Origin of the sequence: Pedobacter sp. (genome assembly GCF_035566355.1) — a bacterium.
Lineage (GTDB): Bacteria > Bacteroidota > Bacteroidia > Sphingobacteriales > Sphingobacteriaceae > Pedobacter.
The window spans coordinates 1-9,574 of sequence record NZ_DATMRL010000067.1 but is presented as its reverse complement, the minus strand read 5'-3'; the positions used below and the strand labels follow the sequence as shown (position 1 = coordinate 9,574).

Here is a 9,574-nt window from a genome sequence, read left to right as displayed (position 1 = left end):
TGTTACTGGTGGCATTGTTAATACTTACAATGCATTAAAACTTGCTTCAGAAACAAAATAAGTCCTGAATAAGACATTGAATCCTGCAGCCCTTTCGTGAATTTTCGAAAGGGTTGTTTGTTATAACACTTTTTTTTTATAAATGTATTTTTTGTATCATTACAGTGATCTTAAATCACATATCGCATACGCTAAGAATGACATCTACCATCGACCTATTCCAGCTGTCTCCATTGCCAATGTGGATATTTGACATCAATACGAGGTTTTTTTTAGATGTGAACGAGGCTGCAATGCACCTTTTCGGATATAGTCGTAAAGAATTTCTGGGACTGACTGTGGACGATCTTAAAGTCAGGGAGGGACAGCCGAGAGATAAAACTATTGAGCACCTGATCCTGAACGGACTTGATAAGGAAACGCAATTGCTGAAAAAGAAAAACGGCGAACGCGTGTATACACATGTTGTCAGTAATCCTGTAGAATTTCAGGAAAAGAAAGGGGAACTTGAGCTTGTAACAGATCTGACAGAGCGGATTGAAAGTGAAAGAAAGATGTTGGAAAGCTCAGAGCGGTTTAATATTGTTTCCAAAGCGACAAGTGATACCATATGGGATTGGAACTTAACCTCTGGAAGCATTATCTGGAACAGAGGAATTAAGGGAATATTCGGGCATAAAAGTATTATTAATCACACAACAACGATGTCCTGGAGGTACGATCATATTCACCCCGAAGACAGGGAAAGGGTAGTGCTTAAAATCCAGGAACATATTGATCAGAAAATAGAACGCTGGCAGGATGAATACCGTTTCATGTGCGGTAACGGGAGTTACAGATATGTATTTGACAGGGGTTTTGTGCTCTTTGACGAAAGTGGCAGTCCTATCCGGGCTATAGGCGCCATGGAAGACATTACCAGAAGAAAAGAATATATCAGGGCGATAGAAGATCAGAATAAAAAATTTAAAGAAATTGCCTGGATACAATCTCATATGGTTAGAGCACCATTGGCCAGGATTATGGCATTGGTAGACCTGATCAAAGACTATGGTCCGGATAGTGATTATGATGTGATGCTTCAGCACTTAGCCAGTTCAGCTAAAGAACTGGATGCAATTATAGTTAATATTGCAGACAGAACCCCCTGATTTAATTTTCTTCAGGCTCATAACCTTTCCAATTCCATTCTGAACTATTTTTTCTTTCAAAAAAGACTTTGAAAGACTGACCCGGAGGCACCGTAAAATGAAAGGTAAGCTCTTTTTCATCCCGATCCTTAGGGATAAAGCCAGGCAGAAGGGTTTCAGCTATCATTTTTATTTGTTCTTCTTTAATCATATTCTGAAAATTACGGTGCAAGTATAGAGTTTTTTTTCGGGCTGGCATTAATGTTGTAGAAATGCATAATTCATATGACACGAATCCTTATTGTTGAAGATGATCCTGATGTACTGGATGTTTTTCAAGCCGTATTAGAAGCCCATCACTATAAAGTTTTTCCTTTAATGACAGGAAGACCTATATTCAAAATTATAGAAGAGTTTAAACCCGACCTGATTCTGATGGACATCCGCCTGGATGGCATGGACGGGAGAGCGATCTTTAAAGAAATACGATCGAGAAGTTCTACGGCACATATTCCTGTTCTGCTTACCTCAGGAGGTTTTAAAGAAGATTATATCCTGCGGGAAAATCTAAACAATGCTGATTATCTTGAAAAACCTTTTGATATGCAGGTCTTATTGAAAAAAACGAAAAATTTACTCGAAGGAAGTTATATTTTTTAGAAATGTATTTTTTTGAGGATACAACTTGCTAACTTTAGCAAGATGAAAATATTTAATGCCCTCCTGTTTCTGTTGCTTGCAGCTCTATGTTCTTATGCACAGGAGATGCCAAGGTCTTCCCAGTACATTTTCAATACCTATCTGATCAATCCGGCAATTACCGGTATAGACAACTATATAGACGTAAAAATGGGGTACAGGAAACAATGGACAGGTCTGGAGGGGGCTCCGGTAACCAGTTACATTTCTGTTCATTCTCCTATAGGGGATGATTTTGTAAGAAGTTCTGTGAATTCCTTTTCTGGTTATGGAGAAAATCCATTAAGTAGAAGTTATATCAATACCTATACCTCCGCAGAGCCCCATCATGGTATCGGCTTTTATGCATTGTCAGATCGCGCAGGGCGATTGAGGCAAACGAATGTGAGTGCAAGTTATGCTTATCATCTTGGGCTGAGCACAGAAGTGAATCTGGCGCTTGGCGTTTCAGGTGGCTTTTCTTCCTTAAATATAGACGTTGACCACGTAAGGGTAGATCAGGTTTCTGACCCGCTGTTGTCTGCTGATTACAACAACCGGATCCGTCCGGATGTAGGAGTCGGATTCTGGTTGTACAGTCCAAAATTTTTCCTGGGTGGATCAGCAAAACAATTATTAGGTTACCAGCATAAAGTGGTGAATAAGGAAATTAATTACTCTGCTTACCAGCAACCCGTGATATATGGAACCGCCGGCTATAAATTTTTTGTAGACGAAGATATTGCAGCCATTCCCTCAGTATTGCTTACTTACTGGTTAAATGCGCCTTCGGCAATAGATGGAAATTTAAAGCTGGCTTATCAGGATAAATTCTGGATTGGCGGCAGTTATAGAAACAACGATTCTTTTTCCTTTTTAGCAGGGGTCAATTTTGCTTCCCTGATCAACCTGAGCTATTCATACGATGTGTCTACTTCAGCACTCCGGTCTGTAAACAACGGGACTCATGAAATCGTCATTGGCCTTTTGCTGAATAACCGGTACCAGGTCAAATGTTCTACCAGGCAGTTTTAAATTACCTTAGCAAGGTTAAACTGCCGCCAAGGGGATTACAATCCGCTCTGAGATCTATTTTAAAATAGTACACACCAGCAGGTAGTTCCTTACCTCTGAAATTCCCGTCAAAAGGTTTAGTATATTTTCCTATAGATTCATAAACCAGCTGCCCGCTGCGGGTGTACAGTTTAATGTTGTAATCACTATGTTCGGGTAAGCCCTTGATTACCCAGGTATCGTTTAGCCCATCTCCGTTGGGTGTCATGGTATTCATCACTTCCAGGTTATCATTGGTGACTTCCACGTGGACTTTGGTGAAGTTACTCACACAGCTCCCTAATTTGCGCCTGATAAAATAATCTGCAGTTTTCGCAATTTTAAAAATGAACTTTCCATTCTTGGTTTCGAGCGTTGGCATGTCATCATCCAGATTGGAGAAGAGTTGATAAGTTCCTTCTTCCGGTGCGATTACAGGAAGCATGATTTCCGTGGCGTAGCAAGTCCTCAAGTCTTTAACTACAGGTGGGGGGATTATAAAAGAAGGATTTTCTATCGTAAACCATTCACTGGTTGCCAGGCCACAGCTGGTGTTGTCTTTTAGTGTAAGCTGGTATTTTCCGCCAGGTACATTAATGAGCTGCTGGGTGGTCTGAACAAGCTCACCGGCTTCGTTTTTCCAGCTGAAGCTATAGGGTTCAATACCACCATGTACAACGATACCAGTTACTGATCCTCTGGATAAACTGCAACCGTCATTTACTGCTTTGCCACTTGAAGGCTCAACAACCAGCAGAGGAATTTTATTGATCACGTAAGGACCAAAAGTAGTCTCGCAGCCATTAATGTCGTAAGTAAAGAAGGTGTAGCTGCCTGGTTTCAGGTCTCTTAACTCACTGTTCGTTCCACTGACCTCTGTAAATAGAGTGGATTCTACCCATTTATATCTGGTTGGTCTCTGAGAGCCAGGATTATAGCTTAATATGATGCTGCCATTGTCCTGATCGCAGGTAGCCGGTTGAATAGAGGGATTAAAATTGAATTCGGTTTTGGGGATCTGGTTGACAATAAAGGAATTGAAATTCGTGCATGGGGTATTACTGTTGCTGGCCACCAGCTTGTAGGTGCCCGGGCTCAGGTTTTTCAATGAAGGAGGAGTCGCCGGATCATAATTCTTCATCCCGCCTATACTTTGTCCGGATGGATCAAACCATTCGTATCGGTTGGCTTCTCCGATAAGGACTTGCTCTATTGCACCATTATTACCACTGCAGGTTACATGAGTAATCTGTCCGGCACTAATGGTGACAGAATTGTAGACCGGAATATAAATAGGCTGAGTTCTTGCCGGAGAGCAGGTGCCCTGATCTGATACTTCAAGGACGTAGTAAAGGTCGCCAGCTACATTTTCCAGATCCAGACTGGTCTGCCCCGAAATTGCAGGACCCATAACGCCTTTTCTCTGATCGTAAGTATACCATTGATAGCTTGCCGTACCCGTAAGATCTGTAACCTTGATGTTTTTTACCGAACCGTTCTGCTTGCCACAGGCTGCATAGGTAATATCCATGGTGTTGAAATCGAAAAGTGGTGCAGGTTTTCTTTTTATCGTCAGGAAGACAGATTCCTGTTTGCATCCCGCCTCATCCGTCACCACCACCTTATAAGAGCCCTCCGGAAGATTTACGGATTGCCCTTCAGCAACTTTACCCTGGGCATCGTGCCATTCATACTGGATAACCCCTTTTCCTCTGAATACATTGGCCTTAAATGTAAAGCTACGCTGGCCACATTGAGGATTCACAGGTTCTATTTCCGGAATTGTAAGTTTCTGGTCTTTGATTTCAAATACTTGTGATGTGGATTTACAGCCATCGTCAATGATCACCTCATAAGAACCAACGTCGAGGTTCGTGATCTTCTGATCGTGCCCCAATGGTGTTCTGATATTGTTAATGATCTTATTCCAGGTAAAAGTAATCCCTTCCCGGGGCTCAGGGATATTAATGGATCCGTTGGCTTTGCAGGTCACCGGTTCTATTACGGCCTCATTTTCCAGCAAGGCTGTTGTGGAAAAAGGAGAGGTGGTGGCATTGAGTAAACTTGCAGTTGCCGTTACGCTTCCGTTGATGGTACCCGTATATTGCCACCTGCCATCACTTCCTGCAGGTACTGTTCCAATATAAGTTTTACCTTCACAAAAGCCCTGGCAATTTTGAGTATAGAAAAGTTCTATCGTAGAATTTGGGGTTGCTCGTCCTGAAACGGAGGAAGGTGATTTTTTAAGAATTTGGACATAGGGCTGAAAATTGTTCAGAGCTTTACCAATTCCAAAAATTCTGTTGCAGAACATACTGTTCCGTGTAATTTTAACTGGTTTGAAGGAGATACTCTCTATTCCGTAGCCGTTGTACCCAATGCGGTTGGTTTCTGCTGGCGTTGGTCCACCGATATTGCCGGTAGCACCATCTTCTATGCGAACCCCTCCACCGTTTCCAAGTTCTTCTGTGCCTGAAACACCCGTACCAATGGAATTACCTGTGAGGGTAAAGTCTGCATTTGCAATGGCTATCCCCCAGGTCCTGTTGCCGGAAATGATGTTATTTCTGATAAATAAATTGGTAGACTGGGCATTGAGCTTTATCCCATAAATTTCGAGAGAAGAAGAGGAGAGAAACAGGGGAAGTTCATGATAGTCCTTTGTTCCGCTGTAATCTGTACCGATCTTATTGCCAATAATATTAATATTGAAACGGCCGGTGCTGGTGTAATAGTTGTACCTGCTGATGTTCAGGTTATATTGATTGGCAGAAATCACATTCCCTTCGCCGGTATTATCCCCTCCAACGGTTAAAGCACAATCGTACAAACTGGCCGAGATTCCGGTCATATTTGGGTTGGCCGTATACCCATCATACATGATTCCAATCAGGTTAGACTGAATAGAAATATCGGTCAGGGGATTTATTTCGTAATATGTGGAGTTTTGAATAAGTATGCCATTGATATTCCCACAAATTACATTGCCTTTTCCCGGAGCACCTATTTTAATGTTGTTTGCACGGTAGTCGACTACAATTCCAGAACCCTGATTTGTATTTAAATTCTGGAGGCTCGTAAGGGTGGCAAAATTCCTCAGGTACAGCCCGTAGATTTCCACGCCTTTAGTTTGAAGGTTATTGGTTTGATATTGGCCAATCCGAAGGCCTGAAAAACTGGAACCCGGAAATTCTGGTTCCAGGATGATCTTTGCGCCAGATACACCTAAAGCGGGCCAATTCTGTGAACTTCCATCGATCACGACATTGGATGGTATAACGGGTAAGGCCGATCTGAGCCGAATGGTTCGGTTGGCATCTGTTGCAGATCCCGATAAGTTAAACTGGATCACGTAGCTGTTGGCGGTATTGGCCGAAGGAATGCTTTCAAGGGCTGCTCTTAAGGTACCCGGGCCACTGTCGGCATTAGAGCTTACGGTTAATGTCTGGGAAAAAGCTTTACCGAAACTGAGTACCAGCAGCAGCAGGAGAGTGAATTTAGAACAGCGCATAACTTAGATTAAAGGACCAAAATACAATTTAAATATAAAGATACTTTACCGGGTTGAAAATTTGATTTCCAGTCTGGAAATATAACTGGGTAGAGTTGGGTAATTTACTACTCAAATTGCCCTAAGCCAAGGCTTAGTTTCTCTTATTTCATAAAAGGTCCTTTAGGTGAAATGTGATCTGAACCAGTGCTTTGACCTTTTTTTGGATAGGCAATGGAATATGGTTTTATGAGGTATGGTAATTGTTTTCAGATAGTTAACTGATCATTAAACTAAAGGAGATGGAAAATATATTTAATACAGCTATACTTCCGCCAAATGAGGAACAAAGATTAGAAAACCTGAAAAAGTATAAAATATTCGGAACCCAGTCTGAAGTCATCTTCAATCAGCTTGCAGCGGTGACGGCAACCTTGCTAAAGGTTCCGGTGGCCATGATCAATTTTGTGGATAAAGATAACGTATGGACAAAAGCAGATCAGAAAGGGGAGAACGGGCAGATCACTGCCCGGGGTATGAGTTTATGCTCACTGGCAATTTTGAACGATCGTATTACTGTTTTTGAAGATGCAGTAAAAGATCCTTTCTTAATGATGAACCCATGGATTGCCGATTATACGGATCTGCGTTTTTATGCGGCAGCACCAATAACGACCAGTGAAGGTTTTAATATCGGTGCGGTATGCATTGTGGATAAGACCAAAAGGACTTTCAGTTACAGGGAGCAAAAAAAACTGGAGTGGATTGCCGCGGTAGTCAGAGCTGAACTGGAAAAACGCACAGATCCTGATTAGCAGATAGCAGAGCTATTTGCCACTCATCGCTTCAGCAAGCAAGCCATAAGACCTGAGCCTTGCCTGGTGATCAAAGATATGAGCAGTGGCCATAATTTCATCTACCTGGGTTTGATCCAGAAATTGCTGCAGATCATTTGCTATAGTTTCTTTACTGCCGGTGAAGGTACAAGCGAGCATTTGACTGGCCTGTTCTTCTTCATAATCCGTCCAGATGTCATCCATACTTTCTACCGGTGGTTGCAAAAGTCTTCGTTTTCCGGTCACAATCCCTCTGAACAATTGATAAAGAGAGGTAGCCAGTTTGTTCGCCTCTGCATCTGTATCTGCTGCGATTACATTTACACAAGCCAGAACATAAGGTTCTTTAAGATGTTCGGAAGGTTTGAAGTTCTGACGGTATAAGTTAATCGCAGTCAGGAATTGTGCCGGAGCAAAATGACTGGCAAAAGCATAAGGTAAACCTAATGCGGCGGCAAGTCTTGCACTGTCGGTACTGGATCCAAGAATCCAGATTGGAATGTCCAGACCTTCTCCGGGGATTGCCCTCACACTGCTCGTACTGTTCTCAGAAGAGAAATAAGCCTGCAACTTTAATACATCCTGAGGAAAGCTGTTTGCCGCATTAAAGCGCTCGCCCCGGATGGCCATGGCGGTCAGCTGATCCGTACCAGGTGCACGGCCCAAGCCAAGGTCAATCCTGCCGGGATACAAGGACTCCAGTGTTCCAAACTGTTCCGCAATAATGAGGGGAGAGTGGTTAGGCAACATGATTCCTCCTGAACCCACACGGATAGAAGTTGTTCCACCCGCAATATGTCCGATAACAACAGAAGTAGCAGAACTGGCTACACTGATCATATTGTGATGTTCTGCGAGCCAGTACCGATGGTAACCCCAACTTTCTGCATGCTGGGCGAGATCAAGACTATTTTTAAAAGTATCTGCTGGTGTTTTCCCCTCAATGACGGTAGCCAGGTCGAGTACGGAAAAAGGAATAGAGGTCAGTGATTTTTTCATATCGTTTAACGTCGGTACAAAATTACGGCCTATTTATCTTAAAACTGTCCAATTCTGGGGATATGACTTTAAATCCACACGGAAAACAAAAAAGCCTTTCCTGGAGGAGGAAAGGCTTAGGAGCGGGCATTTAGTTTTTACTGTTTGGTGACTTTGAATTCAGTCCTTCTGTTCAGCTGGCGACCGGCAGGGTTATCTTTTCCATCCGGGAATTGATTCGGTGCAATCGGCCTGCTGAAACCATATCCTTTGCTGGTCATCCTGCTTGCAGGTATTCCTTTGCTCACCAGATAGTCTACACAAGACTTAGCTCTTCTGTTGGAAAGATCCAGGTTATAGGCTGCGGTTCCTATGTTATCTGTATGGGCGCTTAATTCTATCTCTATCGTTTCATTGTCTACCATAATAGTATACAGCTGATCCAGTACGGCTTTGGAAGCATCAGTCAGCTGATCACTATCAAAAGCATAATATACATCTTTAAGAATAATAGGAACATCTTTCTTGAAAGGTGTCAGGCAAAGCTCCGGGCTGAAAAGAGTATCTGCCCTGGATAAAGTATCATATGTATACACAACACTTTTTGCAAAGTAATTTTGCTTTTCTGCCAAAAGTTTTATTTTTCGGTTAGAGCCGATTTTGAACCTGTACTTTCCTTCGCTGTCTGTAGTATACTTGAGCTTGGTCAGTGAGTCGGTTAAGGTAACCACAGCCCCTGGAAGAGGCTTCATTGTTTTACAGTCCAGTAAAGTACCTTGTATTGTGAGGTAATTGGTTTTCAGGTGGAAAATTTCCAGGCAGCAAAGAGACGCTCTGTCTGAACTGATGTAACCCTCGGTATCATCATCATTTGAAGGTGTAAAGTAAAGATCATCTTTAGACGAGTTAAATGGAAAACCAAGGTTGCGCGGTTCTGTCCAGCTTACAAAATTGCCTTCGCTTTCATAAAAATCCAGTCCGCCTATTCCAACCTTTCCATTACTGCTATATAATAGTTTCTTCGTATTGGAATTATAGTATGGAGCTTCGTCGTCTTCAGCAGTATTGACAATAGGTCCCATATTAATGGCCTGACCCAAACTGCCGTCTGTTCTGATGGGCGAATACCAAAGATCATATTTACCACGACCACCTGGTTTGTCCGAAGCAAAGATCAGATACTGGCCATCTTTGGTTACAAAAGGCTGCATAGAATTGTAGCCATCTGCATTAACTTGTATGCCCAGTTCTGCCGGTTCAGACCAGCTTCCGTTCGTCAGGTTCAGACGGCTTATTTTCCGGGTGCCTTTAACATCCCAAACCGTAATGTACATTGTCTTTCCATCTGGATGCAAAGCCGGTGAAGCGAGTTCCTTAAACTTGTTGCCGGGAATGTTTAGTTTCTTTAC

At 42.6% G+C, this 9,574-nt stretch carries 8 protein-coding genes; 4 read left to right on the top strand and 4 right to left on the bottom strand.

What is annotated here, in order from left to right; genetic code table 11:
• Positions 1–197: 197 nt before the first annotated feature.
• A complete protein-coding gene (locus tag VNZ46_RS02500) occupies positions 198–1,151 on the top strand; it encodes a PAS domain S-box protein (RefSeq protein WP_325558490.1) in 954 nt (317 codons plus the stop codon).
• 1 nt (position 1,152) lies between these two features.
• On the opposite strand, the gene VNZ46_RS02495 is transcribed toward VNZ46_RS02500, so the two are convergent.
• A complete protein-coding gene (locus tag VNZ46_RS02495; RefSeq protein ID WP_325558489.1) occupies positions 1,153–1,341 on the bottom strand; it encodes a hypothetical protein in 189 nt (62 codons plus the stop codon).
• Positions 1,342–1,415: 74 nt separating this feature from the next.
• Here VNZ46_RS02495 and VNZ46_RS02490 point away from each other — a divergent pair, with 74 nt between their 5' ends.
• Positions 1,416–1,790 carry a response regulator gene (locus VNZ46_RS02490; RefSeq protein WP_325558488.1) on the top strand — a complete coding sequence of 125 codons (375 nt, stop codon included), beginning with the start codon at positions 1,416–1,418 and terminating at the stop codon, positions 1,788–1,790.
• 42 nt (positions 1,791–1,832) lie between these two features.
• Positions 1,833–2,843 carry a type IX secretion system membrane protein PorP/SprF gene (locus tag VNZ46_RS02485; RefSeq protein WP_325558487.1) on the top strand — a complete coding sequence of 337 codons (1,011 nt, stop codon included), beginning with the start codon at positions 1,833–1,835 and terminating at the stop codon, positions 2,841–2,843.
• A gap of 1 nt (position 2,844) precedes the next feature.
• Here VNZ46_RS02485 and VNZ46_RS02480 read toward each other — a convergent pair whose 3' ends face one another.
• Positions 2,845–6,372, bottom strand: coding sequence for a gliding motility-associated C-terminal domain-containing protein (locus tag VNZ46_RS02480; RefSeq protein WP_325558486.1), 3,528 nt, complete (start codon positions 6,370–6,372; stop codon positions 2,845–2,847).
• Positions 6,373–6,653: 281 nt separating this feature from the next.
• Here VNZ46_RS02480 and VNZ46_RS02475 point away from each other — a divergent pair, with 281 nt between their 5' ends.
• Positions 6,654–7,166 carry a GAF domain-containing protein gene (locus tag VNZ46_RS02475; RefSeq protein ID WP_325558485.1) on the top strand — a complete coding sequence of 171 codons (513 nt, stop codon included), beginning with the start codon at positions 6,654–6,656 and terminating at the stop codon, positions 7,164–7,166.
• Positions 7,167–7,178: 12 nt separating this feature from the next.
• Here VNZ46_RS02475 and VNZ46_RS02470 read toward each other — a convergent pair whose 3' ends face one another.
• Together VNZ46_RS02470 and VNZ46_RS02465 are read right to left on the bottom strand one after the other, a co-directional pair.
• The gene (locus VNZ46_RS02470) at positions 7,179–8,186 is read right to left on the bottom strand and encodes an LLM class flavin-dependent oxidoreductase (RefSeq protein ID WP_325558484.1); all 1,008 of its coding nucleotides are present in this window, start codon (positions 8,184–8,186) and stop codon (positions 7,179–7,181) included.
• 137 nt (positions 8,187–8,323) lie between these two features.
• Positions 8,324–9,574: OmpA family protein (locus tag VNZ46_RS02465; protein WP_325558483.1), on the bottom strand; the 1,251-nt coding region annotated here is incomplete at its 5' end.

Coding starts and splice junctions, on each gene's coding strand:
- VNZ46_RS02500 (WP_325558490.1), top strand. CDS start 198: ATGACATCTACCATCGACCTATTCCAGCTGTCTCCATTGCCAATGTGG.
- VNZ46_RS02495 (WP_325558489.1), bottom strand. CDS start 1,341: ATGATTAAAGAAGAACAAATAAAAATGATAGCTGAAACCCTTCTGCCT.
- VNZ46_RS02490 (WP_325558488.1), top strand. CDS start 1,416: ATGACACGAATCCTTATTGTTGAAGATGATCCTGATGTACTGGATGTT.
- VNZ46_RS02485 (WP_325558487.1), top strand. CDS start 1,833: ATGAAAATATTTAATGCCCTCCTGTTTCTGTTGCTTGCAGCTCTATGT.
- VNZ46_RS02480 (WP_325558486.1), bottom strand. CDS start 6,372: ATGCGCTGTTCTAAATTCACTCTCCTGCTGCTGCTGGTACTCAGTTTC.
- VNZ46_RS02475 (WP_325558485.1), top strand. CDS start 6,654: ATGGAAAATATATTTAATACAGCTATACTTCCGCCAAATGAGGAACAA.
- VNZ46_RS02470 (WP_325558484.1), bottom strand. CDS start 8,186: ATGAAAAAATCACTGACCTCTATTCCTTTTTCCGTACTCGACCTGGCT.